18 protein-coding genes and 1 tRNA gene are annotated in these 13,796 nt (G+C 58.3%); 4 read left to right on the top strand and 15 right to left on the bottom strand.

Annotation, left to right across the window (positions count from 1 at the left end; all coding sequences use genetic code 11):
* Nucleotides 1-55 precede the first annotated feature (55 nt).
* From IEX36_RS12960 to IEX36_RS12910, 11 genes are all read right to left on the bottom strand, one after another.
* Entirely contained in the window at nt 56-994 is a 939-nt protein-coding gene (locus tag IEX36_RS12960) for a LysR family transcriptional regulator (protein ID WP_188759679.1), read from the bottom strand.
* Nucleotides 995-1,157: 163 nt separating this feature from the next.
* The gene (locus IEX36_RS12955; RefSeq protein WP_188759678.1) at nt 1,158-2,084 is read right to left on the bottom strand and encodes a TadA family conjugal transfer-associated ATPase; all 927 of its coding nucleotides are present in this window, start codon (nt 2,082-2,084) and stop codon (nt 1,158-1,160) included.
* Entirely contained in the window at nt 2,081-4,117 is a 2,037-nt protein-coding gene (locus IEX36_RS12950; protein WP_188759677.1) for a type IV secretory system conjugative DNA transfer family protein, read from the bottom strand. Before IEX36_RS12950 ends, IEX36_RS12955 begins: the two co-directional genes overlap by 4 nt.
* A gap of 15 nt (nt 4,118-4,132) precedes the next feature.
* Nucleotides 4,133-4,429 carry a hypothetical protein gene (locus IEX36_RS12945; protein ID WP_188759676.1) on the bottom strand — a complete coding sequence of 99 codons (297 nt, stop codon included), beginning with the start codon at nt 4,427-4,429 and terminating at the stop codon, nt 4,133-4,135.
* 298 nt (nt 4,430-4,727) lie between these two features.
* Nucleotides 4,728-5,570 carry a hypothetical protein gene (locus tag IEX36_RS12940; protein WP_188759675.1) on the bottom strand — a complete coding sequence of 281 codons (843 nt, stop codon included), beginning with the start codon at nt 5,568-5,570 and terminating at the stop codon, nt 4,728-4,730.
* A gap of 2 nt (nt 5,571-5,572) precedes the next feature.
* Nucleotides 5,573-6,610 carry a hypothetical protein gene (locus IEX36_RS12935; RefSeq protein WP_188759674.1) on the bottom strand — a complete coding sequence of 346 codons (1,038 nt, stop codon included), beginning with the start codon at nt 6,608-6,610 and terminating at the stop codon, nt 5,573-5,575.
* The gene (locus tag IEX36_RS12930; RefSeq protein WP_188759673.1) at nt 6,588-6,809 is read right to left on the bottom strand and encodes a hypothetical protein; all 222 of its coding nucleotides are present in this window, start codon (nt 6,807-6,809) and stop codon (nt 6,588-6,590) included. The genes IEX36_RS12935 and IEX36_RS12930 overlap by 23 nt, the downstream gene beginning before the upstream one ends.
* A gap of 61 nt (nt 6,810-6,870) precedes the next feature.
* Nucleotides 6,871-7,167 (bottom strand): hypothetical protein, encoded by a 297-nt coding sequence (locus IEX36_RS12925; protein ID WP_188759672.1) that lies wholly within the window; start codon nt 7,165-7,167, stop codon nt 6,871-6,873.
* Between the two features lie 90 nt (nt 7,168-7,257).
* Entirely contained in the window at nt 7,258-7,653 is a 396-nt protein-coding gene (locus IEX36_RS12920; RefSeq protein ID WP_188759671.1) for a single stranded DNA-binding domain-containing protein, read from the bottom strand.
* 32 nt (nt 7,654-7,685) lie between these two features.
* Entirely contained in the window at nt 7,686-8,093 is a 408-nt protein-coding gene (locus tag IEX36_RS12915) for a single-stranded DNA-binding protein (RefSeq protein ID WP_188759670.1), read from the bottom strand.
* A gap of 537 nt (nt 8,094-8,630) precedes the next feature.
* The gene (locus IEX36_RS12910) at nt 8,631-10,199 is read right to left on the bottom strand and encodes a DNA cytosine methyltransferase (RefSeq protein ID WP_188759669.1); all 1,569 of its coding nucleotides are present in this window, start codon (nt 10,197-10,199) and stop codon (nt 8,631-8,633) included.
* 86 nt (nt 10,200-10,285) lie between these two features.
* On the opposite strand from IEX36_RS12910, the gene IEX36_RS12905 reads away from it, so the two are divergent.
* Entirely contained in the window at nt 10,286-10,600 is a 315-nt protein-coding gene (locus tag IEX36_RS12905) for a type II toxin-antitoxin system RelE/ParE family toxin (RefSeq protein ID WP_188759668.1), read from the top strand.
* Between the two features lie 3 nt (nt 10,601-10,603).
* A complete protein-coding gene (locus IEX36_RS12900; protein WP_188759667.1) occupies nt 10,604-10,912 on the top strand; it encodes a helix-turn-helix domain-containing protein in 309 nt (102 codons plus the stop codon).
* A gap of 14 nt (nt 10,913-10,926) precedes the next feature.
* On the opposite strand, the gene IEX36_RS12895 is transcribed toward IEX36_RS12900, so the two are convergent.
* From IEX36_RS12895 to IEX36_RS12885, 3 genes are read right to left on the bottom strand one after another with little or no spacing between them, the layout of a single operon-like run.
* Nucleotides 10,927-11,313 carry a hypothetical protein gene (locus IEX36_RS12895; RefSeq protein WP_188759666.1) on the bottom strand — a complete coding sequence of 129 codons (387 nt, stop codon included), beginning with the start codon at nt 11,311-11,313 and terminating at the stop codon, nt 10,927-10,929.
* A gap of 3 nt (nt 11,314-11,316) precedes the next feature.
* Nucleotides 11,317-11,994: a VirB8/TrbF family protein gene (locus tag IEX36_RS12890; protein ID WP_188759665.1), complete on the bottom strand. Its 678-nt coding sequence runs from the start codon at nt 11,992-11,994 to the stop codon at nt 11,317-11,319.
* Between the two features lie 5 nt (nt 11,995-11,999).
* Complete coding sequence (locus IEX36_RS12885) at nt 12,000-12,374, bottom strand: type IV secretion system protein (protein WP_188759664.1); 375 nt, start codon at nt 12,372-12,374, stop codon at nt 12,000-12,002.
* Here IEX36_RS12885 and IEX36_RS12880 point away from each other — a divergent pair.
* Nucleotides 12,373-12,594 carry a tyrosine-type recombinase/integrase gene (locus IEX36_RS12880; RefSeq protein WP_188759663.1) on the top strand — a complete coding sequence of 74 codons (222 nt, stop codon included), beginning with the start codon at nt 12,373-12,375 and terminating at the stop codon, nt 12,592-12,594. The genes IEX36_RS12885 and IEX36_RS12880 overlap by 2 nt on opposite strands.
* A 97-nt stretch (nt 12,595-12,691) precedes the next feature.
* Here IEX36_RS12880 and IEX36_RS12875 read toward each other — a convergent pair.
* Nucleotides 12,692-12,768 (bottom strand) — tRNA-Val (locus tag IEX36_RS12875).
* Nucleotides 12,769-12,852: 84 nt separating this feature from the next.
* On the opposite strand from IEX36_RS12875, the gene IEX36_RS12870 reads away from it, so the two are divergent.
* Nucleotides 12,853-13,422, top strand: coding sequence for a CDP-alcohol phosphatidyltransferase family protein (locus tag IEX36_RS12870; protein ID WP_188759662.1), 570 nt, complete (start codon nt 12,853-12,855; stop codon nt 13,420-13,422).
* Nucleotides 13,423-13,796 lie beyond the last annotated feature (374 nt).

Raw genomic sequence — 13,796 nt, 5'->3', positions numbered from 1 at the left:
GGCGACAGGTATCGTCCAGCAAGAGTGATACCCGTCCCCGCTCCCCGTCATTACTTCATAGCCTCAGTGACTGCGTCAGTAGCTGCTGTGAGAGGTTATACAGAAACTCCTGCAACGGGCCATACCGTTGGTCGTGTCGCGCAAACAGCGCGGTCTCGATCCAGAGCAGTTTATCGGTCACTGGTTTGAATATCACACCCATGTGGGAGCTACGGGACGCCGAAGACGGCAGGAGGGCCACACCGTAGTTGTGTGAGACGATTTCCATTGCGTGTGTAAATGAGATGACTTCGCGTAATACTGGGGTGATCCCTGTGCTTTCGATATACCTCGTCACTCGGGCATAAAGTCCAGGGTGGGAAGATTCCGGCAAGCAGAAGACCATCTCGCCATCCAGGTCTTTGATTGAGATGGATGGCTGCTTTGCAAGACGATGGTTTTTGGAGAAGCAGACGCAGTAGGGTTCGCGGGAGATGAGTTTGACCCACAGGTCCTCGTCTTCTATAGGGTAGACTCCGATTGCGGCATCCAGTTTCCCACGCAGAACCGAGTCGATTAGTTGCAGCGTAGAGCCTGCCTCCAGAAGTGCCTTCGATGGATTCCTACCGACGCCTGTTTCCATGTCTGACGATCGCAACTGTTCGAGTACAGGGATGAGCCTGCTATGGACATATGGAGAGTAGCCGATCCGTAGAGGGCGCGTTGCAATCTGGAAACGATATCGCGCGAGATCCCATGCGTGGGTGATGTGGTTCGAGGCCAACTGTGTCTCCTGAAGAAAGACCTGCCCGGCGTCGGTAACGGACAACCCGCTGTGGCTGCGCTCGAAGATCCTGCCTCCGAGGTCGGACTCCAGCTTGTCTATACTACGGGTGAGAAGAGACGGGCTGACACCGAGCTTCCGAGCAGCTCGACGAAAGTTACCTTCCTGGGCGGCAGAGAAAATGAATTGCTGGGTGCGAAAAGAGAGATGAATTGCCGGATTGTCATGCATGGGAAACACCTCAACCAGAGAAATGGGCCTGGAAACTGCCTTGTGAGTGTCGAGGCAGTTCCCGTTGCTGTTGGAGAAGGAGTGCGGGGGCAGGCGGAAGTGTTGCCCAGGATGCAGATAGAGGACAACGGTTTCGCATGAAGGACTTGGCTGAGGACCGTTTTCAGCCGCCCTTTAAACTCTCAAATGGTTTGGGCAACTCCAGGACTGTGCCGACTCTTCGGATTCCTCGGCACCGCTCGATGTGGACGACGCGATGGAAGGAAGAGGTGATCTCGGCGTCTGCCTCTCCGGGCCTGAGCGAAACGGCACCACGCAGGAGCAGAGTGCGCAAACGGAGCAATGCGCCCTGGGCGCTGCTGGCGTGGATGGTGGCCAGGACGCCGCGATGTCCTGTGTTCATGGCATCGAGCAGCATGCGGGCTTCAGTGCCACGAATCTCACCGAGGATGATGCGGTCTGGACGGTGCCGCAGGGCCGCTTTCAGGAGATCGTCGAAGGTGACAGGCTTGCGGTGAGTATCGGTCTGGGCCTCTTCCGCGACGACATGGGGCTTCCGCAGATGCAACTCTGCCGTGTCCTCGATCACCAGGATACGTTCTTCCTCTGGAATTGCATCTGCGAGCACATTGAGGAAGGTCGTCTTGCCTGTAGAGGTCCCTCCCGAGATCAGGATGTTGTCGCCCTGTCGGACAGCCTCTGACAGAACGGACGCCTGCTCTCCGGTGAGCATTCCGCGTGCGACCAGATCCTTCATGGTAAAGTCCCGCGCGGTGAACTTGCGGATAGTCATCAGAGGCTGGGGACCGACTATAGGCGGGATGATGGCGGCCAGTCTGCTGCCATCGGGCAGACGCAGGTTGAGGATGGGCGAGTCGGCGTCCAGCTTCCTGCCGAAGCGGTTGGCGATCGCTTCGAGACTGGTGGAGAGCGCACCTTCCTCGAAGGAGATATCAGGTTGGCGCTGAATGAGGCCTGCCTCTTCTATCCAGACGGTGCCGTCCGGGTTGACCATGATCTCGGAGATGGAAGCCTCCATCAATAAATGTCCGATGGGTTTCAGAAACGGGAGGATGATTTCGTAATTCATTGGGGTATCCTTTCCGGGGCGAAGCCAATCTCCTCCTGCTCGAACCAGCTCATGCTGACAGGCAGGAAGTCGGGCTTCAGATAGCAGTAGGTCGGCGGCAGAGGGCGGATGCCGTTGAAGGCGACCACGATAGCCTGGGCGTTGCCGAGATCGTAGAAGGCGTTCTCGTCGAACAGCGGCTCCCGGCGTTTCTGGTATTGCTTTGATGCCGAGACCGATCCTTTATTGGACGAGGTGCGGCCACTGAGCCATCCCACATTGGCGTTTGAGCTTGATTCGGAGACCGTATAGCTGATGTGCGTCCGGTCGGTCTTGCCGCACAACTCCGAAGCATAGCGTGCCGTGTCGGGGTCCGAAGTGGTGAGGAAGACCTTTGTGCGAAAGGCCTGCAACAGGGTCTTGACGCCTTCGTTGGGCAGCGCCTCCTTCAGCGATGAGATGCTTTGCGTGGCGACGAGCGGGATGCACTTCGGCTGGCGGGATAGAGACAGGAACCGCTCATCACCGGTAGGGTTGTCCCCACCGACGGTGGCGAAGTTCTGGTACTCATCGCAGAGGAAGACGGTAGGGCGGAAGTGCCGTTCGGGATGCACCTCCATCTTGGGGATGCGCAGCATGACGGCCCGCTGGTAATCGACTTTCATCAGGGTGCCAATGACCTTGGCGAGCGCGGGATTGAGCGCCGTGGGAAAGTTCAGGCCCACGATCGAACCCGACTCGATCAGATACTCGAACGGAGGCAGCACCTTCGCGCCGGGATCGGAGGCCACGGGTTTTCCCTCGTAGAGTTCCTTCGGTGGACAGAAGATGCGCCGGACAGTGCGGTTGGTGTCGAAGAGCGAGAGGAAGATGGTAACGCCTTGAATGATGGCCGTTTTGGTCTCGTCGCGGAAGAACTTCCAGTGTTCCCAGTACCAGTAATGGACACTCTCCCAGTCCGCGCCGGACTCTTCGCTGCCCTGGGTCCTTCTATATATAGATACGGGGATGGATGTCTGCTGGACGATGACAGATTCCAGCGCTTCGCTGGAGCGGGCCAGATACTGGCCGAGCCTCTCGTTCCATGCGAACCCAAACGGAGCCAGCAGAGACTCGTATCGCTGATACTCTGCTTTGTCGACACCGGCGAACGAAGCCGGGGTGAAGCGCCTCCCGGTTGCAGTCAGTATGGCTTCCAGCGTCGCGGCACTGATCACCGTGCGGAAGATGTCGACCATCGTGACGTACTCGTCGCGGACGCGGTGGAGCATGATGACGTAGCGGACGAGGTCGGTGTAGGACTGCATCCAGAATGGCTCCTTGCCTTTCCCCCAGATAGCAATGATGACGGAGGCGATGTTGAATGCCTGGGCGTAGGGATCGGCATCGTTGTTGAGAGGGTTATAGCGAAGGCTGCCGGTGAGCGAGACTTCGACATAATCCTGCTCTCGCCCACACTCCTTCAGGGTCCTCTGGACATGGCCGCAGAGATCGCCTTTGACTTCGAGGACGACGCCGGAGAGACGTTGCCTGGGATCGGTAGCCTTGTAAGCGAAGAGCTGCCGCATAGCGGGCAGCAGGATGGCCCGGGTCTTCCCACTGCCGGTTGCTCCGACGATGCAGATACCGGTATAGAGGCCGCGCTCGGGGATGGAGAGCCATTGCGGTGTGGGTGAAGGCTTCGGTTTCGTCGGATGGTGCAGTTCGCCAAGGACCAGGGACAGATGCTCGCGGGTGAGAGGATCGGGATAGGGCGGCAATGGTCCTGAGACCTCCTTCTGTCGTGGTGCATAGAAATGGACATACGCGAGCGAGAACAGGATGGAGAAGAGCAGGAAGGGCGTGCTGTACAGGAACAGGTTGTAGCTCCAGACCAGGGCATGAAAGATGCGGGGCTGTTCGAGTTCGATCAGACGCAATATCGGATCGGATGTATGGACTGGGTAGAGGCTTCGGAGCACGATGCCACAGGCTGCACTGAGCCCCAGAGAGAGCAACAGCCGGTACTCAATCAGTGGCCGCAGGATGCGTTGAAGATAAGCTGTAAGGCGCATAGTTAGAATCCCCTATTAAGAGCGCACGGGTGCAGGTGCATCTGGCCTGGTGATCGTGTCCTGTGCTGTTCGGGCTGATGAGGATGCAACTTTCGTACCGCCAGTGGTCTTTGCTGCACTGGCCTTGTATCTCTGGAAGCCATCTTCCTGTGCCAGCGCAAAGCGGAGCAGTTCGTTGACGATGTACCTGCGGTCGTTATCAGACCATGCTGCCATCAGGTCGATGTCCTCGGCGATGGTGTCCTCGATATTGGTCTTGAGCAGGACAAGACTGATCCTGCTTGCCCGATGCTCGATCTTCAGTTTGCTCATCGTTCAGTTCCTTTCCGGCCTTGTTCATGGGCCTTTTAGTGGACAGATGTTCGATTAACTCAGGTACAGATTCAGGCCCTGCATCGGGCCGGATGAGGTACTGAGTTCGGACCTCAACACGTACCTGTTTCGGCCCACACGCAATCCATCGGAGACACATGGGCGGGAGCGATCAGCACGGCGGGAGCCGGTGCGGCAGGCCGTAGGCCGGGATCGCTCCCGCCCATGTGTTACCCAGAGCCTGTGTGTTGCCTTGCCATGTATTTGCAGGGCCATCGTTTATCTCCTCCTTTCCTTTTTAACTGCGAACCCTTGCGGAACCCCTGACCTCACTTCGCTGGAGAATGGGATAGCTGTAGCCGAGCAGCAGCGTGGTGAATCGCGGCTGGAAAGGGACGCGAGGTTGCATGACGACCGGTCGCAAATCGTCGTCTAAGAAGCTGGGACTGCTGTGCGGATCGTCTGCGAACTTTCTCCAGAAAGTTGCTTCAGCATCCTCAAAGTGAGTGCCCGAGATGGCCACATAGGCCACCTCGAAGTTGCCGACTGAGCGCAGCAGCGGGCCGGTGACGGAGAGAAACCGGAGGAACTTCTCAACCGTGGCAAGCCCTTCATCGACAAAAGCGAAACGCACCGGCGAGCGCGCAGGCCGTGTGCGATCTGTCAGCGAGATGGGAAACGATGCCAGCAGCGGATACAGTGCGCCATCTTCACCGGTGAAGAGACTCGGCGAGATACCGCGAATCTCCGCGAGAAAATGGAGCCTCTCTTCCGGGGAGATGAGATAACGGTCGTCCTCATTTTCGAGTGCGTAATCGAGCGCCATAAGCCGGGCACGCACATGGGCGTCCCCCTTTCTGCGCCGGAGCTGCGACTCGGGATCGCCGAGCAGACGATAGATCGTCCGCGAGACGATGTGATAGACATGCCAGCCTTGCTTATAGTCCAGGGATTCAATGTGGCCAGTGGCGTGGGCCTTTTCGAGAAACCGCATAACGATGGAACCTTTGTTGCGGTCGGTAAAGTAATCGAACTGTCGGCGTAGGAAGTAGCCGGAGTGGGCGGCGGCCAGGTAGAGGAACGCGGCCTCGCGGTCGGTGTAGCCGAATGATTGAAGTGCGGGGATGGGATCGGCGGCCATGGTTACAGCTCCAGAATCCTGTCCATGAGGTGATGGTCACCCTCGATCCTCGCGGTCAGGGTGGCGCGGTCGGAAGCTGAGGCATAGACGTGAAAGCCCGCCTGCGCTTTGTGCCGGAGATGGCCGGGGCGGTAGGCCGCTGTCAGGACCTCGATGTCTTCGTGGCCGGTGCGCGGACCATGGTCCCTGTCCTGATCGTCCTTGCGCGGTAATTCATACTCAATCCGTGCATCGGGAATCTGGATGCCGCCATCCACGAAGGGCAGATCAAACTGTCTGGCCACCTGCTGCTTAATCTCATCCATGCCGCGTTCCGGGTTGACCTTGCGCTCGACGTAAATGGCCTTCTGAATCTGCGATTTCAGTTCAAAATCAAGCTGGACGCGGAGGTTCGTGCCGCCTTTCCGCTCGATGCGCTCGGCTTCCTTGCGAAAAGCGCGATAAATCTGCGTGTCATGTTCCACCTCGCGCGGCTTGACCATCCCGGCATAGAGTTTCTGGTCACGCGGCAGATCGCTCGTCATGCGTGCCAGCGATTGGCCACCTTTGGTGAGCGTGACAACCTCAATACGCTCGACACTGCCGCCGCGCCCGTCGCGGCGGGCATTCACAGAATCCACCTGAATGAGTCCTTTCTCGCGCAGGAAGGCGAGGTCGCGTTCCATGCGCGACTGGCGGTTGTCATAGATGGTCGCGGCAAGATCGCGGGTAGCGACGACGCGGAAGCGGCCCACATCAGCCAGCACCCTGCGTTCTTCTTCGCGTAAAGAAAGCCCGATAGCTTCGGGCGCTAATGTCTGCCGGCGCGGGCGTTGGTCTCTCAGACTATCTACTGGAAGCGCGCGACGTCCTTGATCGGATGCCCGCTCGGGATGGCGGGAACGATGCTGCTGCGCCTGGGGCATGGGACGGCGGTCGGCGGCGCGTGCGGCCAGAGCTTCGTGTCTTGCCTCGACGGGAGAAGGTTTCAGCGGAACATCGGGCTGTGGCGGTTCAGGCTCCCGACGCTGAGGCACATCATGAGGAATATCGAGCCGCATCAGTCCGGCTCTCCCGGCCCGTCGAAAACGTCATCCTTAAAATCCAGAGGCGCTGCGTGGGGACCACAGGCTCTTCTTTCAGTTGCCCATGAAGGATCGTGACGTCATATTCCGAGACATCGCCGAACGACTCCATCTCCCTCTGCGCGGCTGTTTTGGCGGCACGGACGCGAGCCACATGGTCGTTTGAAAAATCCATGAACTGCGCTTTCTCTTCCGCGGTGAGCGGCTGCTGCGCAGGCGTCCCGCTCGAGTTTTGTTTACTCTTCGCCGAACTGCGCGGCGATCTCTTCTGAGAGTTCCGAGTGTCCACTGTGTATCTCCTGATCGAAGTGTTTGAGCTTGCGGCCTGTGTCGCGGAGGAAGAACTTGCGCTCGATCCAGATGGTGAGGCCGAGAATGTTGGCGAAAAGCAGAGCGGCGTAGAGCACGATGCCCCTGAGGTAGCTGTGCAGGATGAGCAGGCGCCACGGCGTGAGGAAGACAAACTCACGCGAGAGTCCGAAGAGCAGCGCGAGGAAAACCAGTGTGGAGATGAAAACGGCGTTGGCAACCATCGAATTCCTTTCTGCTGTGGCCAGTGCGCGGCATTTTCGGAACAAAATGCGGAGAGGAGTCATCCCCTCCACAAGCAGGGCAAGGGGTTCTCAGCCGTCCTCGCCGTAATCGACCAGATAATCTGGGCGATCCAGTCTGCTGATGCGAGTTGCATGAACGGCATAGTTACCGCGTTTCACCGGCGTACATTCCCCAGCGACCATCACGGAGCGGGTCTGCACCTCGATACGGAGCTCGCCTTCGACTTCGAGATAGTCGCCGCGCCGCATCCCGCGCACCATGCCGCAGAAGAACGGGCCGGGGCAGATGACGCGATGGATGTCTGTGCGTGGATGCCACTCGTTGTGGCCGAGATCCCAGATGCCCGAGACAGTCGCCAGCGTCAGGAGGGCGAAGGAATCATTGGCGATGTGATCCGATGATGGAGCCTCGGCATCGTTGCAGAGGAAGCCGCGAAGTTGTACGAGATTGGTAAAGAGATTCATGGCAGCACCTCCCAGTGGGAGGACAACGCCGCTTACGCGGCATCATCCTCGGTAATGGGCTCGGCGTCGAGGTTCTCGTTCTTGGCCGGCTCTGCCAGCTTCTTTACGATGCTGGCGCGAATCTCCTTATCCCGGAAGGCGACCTTGACCTTGTTCTTGCCCTGGCCGACTTCCTTCTCATACTGGGTCGAGTGCAGCTCGCCTTCAACTTCCACGTAGTCGCCCTTCTTCAGGCTCCTCGCGTAGTCAGCGGGCTTGCCGAAAGCCACGATGCGGTGCCATTCAGTATGGTTCACCCACTCGTTCTTCTGCTGGTCCTTGTAGCCGGACTTGGTAGCAAGCGACAGGACGACGAACGTCTTCTGGGTGCGGGTAGGGAAGGACTCGGCGTCCTTCCCTAAAAAGCCTTTGACGGTGACGGTGTTGGTATAGAGTGCCATTGCTGTATCTCCTGTTTGGATTTGCCCTGCGCTTACTCGGGACACTCCTGCACGAAGTGACGCGAGTGTGCCCCGCTCCCAAGGCCGCAGACGTGCTTTCTGCGGAGGCTCCGAAGAAAAATCTCGCCCGTTCTTTGGGCCGTAGCCGCAGGGAGATTTTTCTTTGGAAACCCAGACCCGAAGGGCGCGCGGTAGCGCGAAGCAAAACGGCAAGTGCCGCCGGGCGCGGGAGAAGCACCGAGCGAGTGACCGAGTGAGACATGGGAAAATCCGGGGGGATGGCGCTCGATGGAAACACCCGACTGAAGATGGCGGGGAAGGATGCTCCTGGTTCGTAGCCTGTGCACCGGTGAAGTCGCCCAGTCCGTCGTGCCTTCTATCCGGTGCGGACGGGCTGAAGTGGGTACATCACACAGCCTGCTGCATCGTGACTGATCTACCGGCGCTGCAAAGAGTAGAACGCGGGCGACGGAGTGGGAGGATGCGCTGCACGCTCGATGTGTTGAGAGGATGTTGAAGGCATAAAGGTCAAAGCCGTCACTCTTTCGCATGAAAAGCACCGGTATCGTGGAATAGCAGTTCAAGGCGTAAACCTCGCGCCGTGTTCACGAAGGATGGCATCGACTTGAGCGATGCGTTGTCCCAGCCAGCGCATGACAGGAACAGCCATCGGAGAGCTTTGTAGCGGGGGCCGTCGGCGGCGAGCCTGCCGCGATACTCGACCAGGGTGTAGTCGTCAGGAAATCCCTGCAGGCGCTCGCACTCGCGTGGCGTCAGTCGGCGCACGGCCATCTGTGCTGCCATCGCTCCATCGGCGCGTCCCCCTTCACCGCCACGCTGAAGGGGCCCGGCGAGATTGGTCGATGCGGCGAGTTCCTGTGTCCAGGAGACGACGACATTGGCGGCATTGCGGCTGGTTGCGTTCGCGTTGGTCCCCAGCGAGTGCATCACGCCGCTGCTGCGAACATCGCCTTCCTGGTTCTGCGCAAACGCGATGGCGATCTGTCCGCCACCGTTCGGGTGGCTGAGATGATGTCCCATGCCGCGCAGCGTGGGCGCGACATCATCGGCATCCATCCCGTAATCCTTCGAGGAAAAAGCAATAGCCTGAGCGCCGCTGCCGCTCTCCAGCGTATGCGCGATATTGTCTGAGAAGCCGGAGCCATTCGACTTCGTGTGCGCAATGTTGATGGCGATGGGGACCATCGGCACGCCGCGTCCGGTGCCGTCTTCCGAGGCATCGAAGCCATCGGAGCAGAGTGTATGGGCAATGAAGGTTTCCGTCTCAAAATCCTGCCTGCCCATGCCACCGGCGTTCAGACAGCGTGAGACGTTTTCAGTCGAAGCAATCAGGCCGCCGTCGAGGTCGAAGTCGGTTTCTGTCCCGCCACCACCATAAGCGCGTGTGCTAAGGGTGGGGGCAAGGTCTTGCCGCGCTTTGCGGCGCGGCGGAGGATACCCCGACAGGCACGCCCACTCAAGCAATACCGCTGCGGGGCCTCGCCATCCTCCAGAATGTCCGATAACGAAGACGCGACGCCGTCGCTGGGGTACTCCGAAGAATTGTGCGTCCAGAACTCGGTAGGCGATCCCATACCCGAGTTGGACCAATAGCCCGAGGAAGGCTCCAAATGTCCGTCCTCCATCAAGCGACAGGACACCGGGGACGTTCTCCCACACCAGCCACGAGGGCCGTAAGCGATCAGCAAGTCGAGCAAACTCGATGGTGAGGTTGCCACGCGGATCATCCAGTCCCGCTCGCTTACCGGCGACGGAGAAAGACTGGCAAGGTGTTCCTCCGGCCAGAAGGTCGATTGCTCCCACATCGTCTTTGCCTATCTTCATGAAATCGCCTGCGTTGATGATGTCGCCAGTGGCGGGCAGAGCAACGATGTTGCGAATGGCTGCTGCACGGTGTTTCGCCTCTTTCCTGTCCGGTGCATCATGCGGACTGGGCATAAACACAGGCCGCGATGCGCGGTAGCGCGAGCGCAGAAGCCAGCAGCAGAACGGATCGATCTCGGCGAACATGGCAGGCTGCCAGCCGAGAGGTTGCCACGCAACCGAGACGGCTTCGATGCCGGAACACACGGAGAGATATCTCATGGATGCATCTCCGCCGTTTCCATAAATTTCGGCTCGTAGGCTGCTGCCTGATTTAGATAAGTATTGATATAATCGGTCGAATGGAGATGAAGCCCATTTTCTTCATCGGCAGCAGTCGGGACGACCTGCGGGAGTTTCCAGTAGAGGTCCGCAAATCGCTTGGCGATGAGCTTCTCCGCGTGCAGCATGGGCTGATGCCGGTTGACTTCAAGCCCTTGAAGGACGTGGGCAGAGGCGCCTATGAAATCCGGGTCCGCCTCAATGGTGCCTGGCGCGTGATTTACGTTGCGAAGTTTGCGAACGCTGTTTATGTGCTGCACGCCTTCGAGAAGAAGACTCAGAAGACGAGCCAGAGCGATATGGAGCTTGCGAAACGGCGATACAAGCTGATTGGAGAATGACGGATGAAGAAGACCGATTCCCGTTGGAACGACACCAAAATCACCAAAGGCAGCAGTAACATCTTTCTGGATCTCGGCTTTGATGAAGATCAAGCGGCCATTCTCAAGATGCGCGCCGAGGTCATGATCCGTATTGAAAAGCGCATCGCGGAGAACGGCTGGACACAGGCCGCAGCCGCCAGAGAGCTTGGCATCTCGCAGCCGCGCGTCTCGAAGATCAAGCGCGGCGAATGGAAAGACTTTTCGCTTGATACGCTGCTGACCATCGCTTCGCGGCTGGGCCTTCGTCCCAGGCTCAAACTGGCTGCGTGAAAGGGCCGACTCCCTCATGCCGCACCCCGTGGCCCGCGCTTCCGCGCGCAAAGCACGTTGAGCGCGGCGAGGATGTAGGCCATCGAGGTGTTGCGGCCATAGAGCACGATGTCCGCGTAGCGGACGGGTGCGAGGTCACCCGCCCGGTCCACCAGCAGGATGGGAACGTGCAGATCCGATTCGAGCAGGCGGTGAATCAACCTGCCTGAAAGGTCGCCCTGCCGTGTATGAATCAGCACTCCGCAGAGAAGCTCATCGCTGCCAGCCATCATGAGCGATGCAGCGTTCCGGCTGTCGTCGACAGCCGTGACCTCATATGGGTGCAGGTGCAACGCAAAGGCCATCGAGGGGAGCAGTTCGCGGTCGGGGCAATAGAGCAGAAGTTGCTTCTTCTGTTTCATGGCTTAACTCCCGAACGCCTGGTCTTCGTGGACGTAGCTGATGACAAGGCCCAGAGGGTTGGTGAGCAGCATCTGGTTGGGAACCTCGCCGCGGAAGCTGAAGATGACATTTGCGGCCCAGCGTTCGCGGTTCTGCTCCTGCTGGTCGCCGGGCGAATACATGACCTTCTCGAACTCGATATGAGCGCGGTATGGGGCCTGGCGTGTATCGTCGAGCACAACAGCCCTGATCTCGATGTCCACGTTGGGTGCGCTGGGATCAAGCAGGAAGGTCTCGAGCGTCTTCGCCTTGTTGACGCGGGCCAGCGTCGCCGACTGCAACGGGTCCGAGAAGAAGTTGAGCGACTCGGCGAAGTCGCGCTGCAAAGTGGCGTGATTGCGTCCGTAGTAGAGCTGCGCCCAGCGGGCGAGGTAATACTTGCTCACACGCTCCGTAGGGACCTTTGAGAGGTCGTCGTAGTTCATCACCTGTCCACGCCCGATGTCCGAGACCGCGATGACGAGCGGCTTCAACCGTGAGGCAGCGGTCTGTGCCCGGTAGAGTAGAGCCAGCGCAGTGAGCGCGACAACAGCGAGCACGAGCAGCGCGACCTTGAGATAGTTGTTGGTGACGACAGGCTCGGCATAGAGTTCAAGGAACCTGTGGCCTGCCTCGGTCGTCGAATAGGAAGTCTTGTGCATCGCGGTTACTCCTTGTTGAGGCCGACCCACGTCCCGGCGCGGCCACCGAGGATGGAGCCGGTCAGTTCGGGTATCTTGTGCAGGCCGTAGACGCAGACGAAGGCCAGAGTGAGGAGGGCCGGCAGCACCGTCACGATATTCGCAAGACTGAGCGTCCCGATCACATGGAACATCCCGATGACGACCTTCGAGAAGACGAAGATGAAGGCGCTTGCTACGACCTGGTAGAAACTGAAGCCGATGAAGGCTTTCAACCATCCCCAGAAGAGCCAGTCCATCTTGGGCACGATGAACCACGGGATGAAGACTGGGCCGACGAGGACACACACGGCAGTGGCAACATAGCCGTAGGCGATCACCGCGAAGACGAATGCCTGCATGATGGCGAGCGCAAGCTCAGCAACCCGGCATACCTACAGCACGATGTTGGCCGAGCATGGCAACGACGTGAAGGTGGTGCAGGAACTGATGCGTCACGCGAAGCTCTCGACCACGATGGAGATCTATACGCACCCGCGAATGGAAAAGAAGCGGGAGGCGCAGAGCAAAGTCGTGGATGTGCTCTTCGGTCGTCAGCGTTTGCAGGAGGTTGTGGCGTGAGAAGGTACACACCACAACACGCAGTAGATTCCGTGCCCTCTCTGTGTCCTTTTGTGCCCTTTTGGGGTATGGGAGAGAGCGTAAGTTGTTGAGGATATGGTAGGCACGAGGAGACTCGAACTCCTGACCTCTACCGTGTCAAGGTAGCGCTCTAACCAACTGAGCTACGCGCCTGCGTTGAGTCTTCAGTCTAAATGGAACCGTTCCGCTAAGCAATATCAGCATGGACTTGAGTTAAGATTGACTCACCACTAGAACGTGCGTTTCCTCAATCAATTTCGCGCCGCACCTAATCTGCTGACGCTGATGCGGCTCTTCATTATCCCTTTTCTCATCATCGAAATACTCGATGGGCACTATCGGACTTCGTTTGCGCTGTTTCTGCTGGCCGGCCTTAGCGATGCACTCGATGGGCTGTTGGCGCGCGCACTCAAACAGCGCACTACGCTGGGGCAATACCTCGATCCAATCGCCGACAAGCTTCTGCTCAGTACCCTATTTGTCGTCCTTACACATGTGGGTCTGATGCCGCGCTATGTGACCGTGCTGGTATTTAGCCGCGACCTGGGGATACTGCTGATTGCAACTCTGCTGTTTGCCACTGGCACACTGCGGGACTTCCGTCCAAGCCTGATTGGCAAGCTCAATACATTGGTACAGATCGTGGCTCTGCTCGCAGTATTTTGCGAGAAAATTTTTGTGTCGGCGCATTTAACTGCCTTGCGCATTGGTCTGGTAAGAACGATCGCAGTACTGGCCCCTCTTTCTGCAGCGCAATATGCATGGCTAGTATTTCAACGGATGAGTCAACAAGCGCCAGCCACCTAATCTTCGACTGAGGAGTCGTCAACGTCTTGCGCTTCTTCGATAGCGATGTCGCTAAACTCTTCTGAATCAAATACTTCTCCACATGATTGGCATTCTACAAACTCAACATTGTCTTCGCGGCTCACAACTTTCACGACGGGGTGTTTGCAGGGTGCACTCATGGGGTTGGGAAGAATTTGTAAGGATTTTGCCCGTCTCCCAGTAGCTTGTCAACAGCGATTTAGCTCACTTTTGCAGTGACAAAAATTACGGTTTAGCCAGAATGATCCAGATGTGGCAGAGTCAGGTTTGCAACAGCACCTAAAACGACGTAAACTATCTAGGACTGGAATTGTCGGCATTCGCCGGGCGTATCCGTGTTATTGAGTACTCAA

Source organism: Edaphobacter acidisoli (assembly GCF_014642855.1).
Taxonomy (GTDB): Bacteria; Acidobacteriota; Terriglobia; order Terriglobales; family Acidobacteriaceae; genus Edaphobacter; species Edaphobacter acidisoli.
Note: the sequence above shows the minus strand (reverse complement) of the source record. Positions and strands in the feature narration are given on the sequence as shown.

Bases quoted from the DNA above. Each gene is read 5' to 3' on its own strand.
- IEX36_RS12955 (WP_188759678.1), bottom strand. From the start codon at position 2,084: ATGAATTACGAAATCATCCTCCCGTTTCTGAAACCCATCGGACATTTA.
- IEX36_RS12895 (WP_188759666.1), bottom strand. From the start codon at position 11,313: ATGAAACAGAAGAAGCAACTTCTGCTCTATTGCCCCGACCGCGAACTG.
- IEX36_RS12915 (WP_188759670.1), bottom strand. From the start codon at position 8,093: ATGGCACTCTATACCAACACCGTCACCGTCAAAGGCTTTTTAGGGAAG.
- IEX36_RS12960 (WP_188759679.1), bottom strand. From the start codon at position 994: ATGCATGACAATCCGGCAATTCATCTCTCTTTTCGCACCCAGCAATTC.
- IEX36_RS12900 (WP_188759667.1), top strand. From the start codon at position 10,604: ATGAAGAAGACCGATTCCCGTTGGAACGACACCAAAATCACCAAAGGC.
- IEX36_RS12910 (WP_188759669.1), bottom strand. From the start codon at position 10,199: ATGAGATATCTCTCCGTGTGTTCCGGCATCGAAGCCGTCTCGGTTGCG.
- IEX36_RS12935 (WP_188759674.1), bottom strand. From the start codon at position 6,610: ATGCGGCTCGATATTCCTCATGATGTGCCTCAGCGTCGGGAGCCTGAA.
- IEX36_RS12930 (WP_188759673.1), bottom strand. From the start codon at position 6,809: ATGGATTTTTCAAACGACCATGTGGCTCGCGTCCGTGCCGCCAAAACA.
- IEX36_RS12940 (WP_188759675.1), bottom strand. From the start codon at position 5,570: ATGGCCGCCGATCCCATCCCCGCACTTCAATCATTCGGCTACACCGAC.
- IEX36_RS12880 (WP_188759663.1), top strand. From the start codon at position 12,373: ATGATGGCGAGCGCAAGCTCAGCAACCCGGCATACCTACAGCACGATG.
- IEX36_RS12945 (WP_188759676.1), bottom strand. From the start codon at position 4,429: ATGAGCAAACTGAAGATCGAGCATCGGGCAAGCAGGATCAGTCTTGTC.
- IEX36_RS12925 (WP_188759672.1), bottom strand. From the start codon at position 7,167: ATGGTTGCCAACGCCGTTTTCATCTCCACACTGGTTTTCCTCGCGCTG.
- IEX36_RS12885 (WP_188759664.1), bottom strand. From the start codon at position 12,374: ATGCAGGCATTCGTCTTCGCGGTGATCGCCTACGGCTATGTTGCCACT.
- IEX36_RS12920 (WP_188759671.1), bottom strand. From the start codon at position 7,653: ATGAATCTCTTTACCAATCTCGTACAACTTCGCGGCTTCCTCTGCAAC.
- IEX36_RS12905 (WP_188759668.1), top strand. From the start codon at position 10,286: ATGAAGCCCATTTTCTTCATCGGCAGCAGTCGGGACGACCTGCGGGAG.
- IEX36_RS12890 (WP_188759665.1), bottom strand. From the start codon at position 11,994: ATGCACAAGACTTCCTATTCGACGACCGAGGCAGGCCACAGGTTCCTT.
- IEX36_RS12950 (WP_188759677.1), bottom strand. From the start codon at position 4,117: ATGCGCCTTACAGCTTATCTTCAACGCATCCTGCGGCCACTGATTGAG.